Source organism: Methylovorus sp. MM2, assembly GCF_001648895.1.
GTDB lineage: Bacteria > Pseudomonadota > Gammaproteobacteria > Burkholderiales > Methylophilaceae > MM1.
Genome location: NZ_LXUF01000009.1, coordinates 1 through 394 on the forward strand (window position 1 = coordinate 1; position 394 = coordinate 394).

Sequence of the window (394 nt, forward strand, 5' to 3'; positions counted from 1 at the left end):
CCAATCAAGGTGGTGTTGATGGTTTTGTAAGCATCATAAGTAACGATGGCTCTCAATTAATTCAAACAGGCTATTTCGGAACATCGGGTATAGATTTAATTTACGGCATTCAGTTCGATAAATTCAATTACCCCTACATCATGGGTACAACAACAAGCTCATCATGGCCTGTTGTAAATTCACCTTTCAGTCAAAGCGGCGGAAATCAATTTATAGCTAAACTGCAACAGGATTTATCTGCATGGGTTTATTCAACGGTATTCGGAACATCAGGTAGCAATCAGCCGAATATTTCACCTACGGCTTTCTTAATTGACAGATGTGAGCAGGCTTATGTTTCAGGTTGGGGCGGTTTAGGCAATACAGGTCAGCGTTATGATGCAGGAGATACAAG

At 40.9% G+C, this 394-nt stretch carries 1 protein-coding gene; it reads left to right on the forward strand.

What is annotated here, in order from left to right; translation table 11 throughout:
* A partial coding sequence (locus A7981_RS07615) for a hypothetical protein (protein WP_217234088.1) occupies positions 1-394 on the forward strand: 394 nt, incomplete at both ends.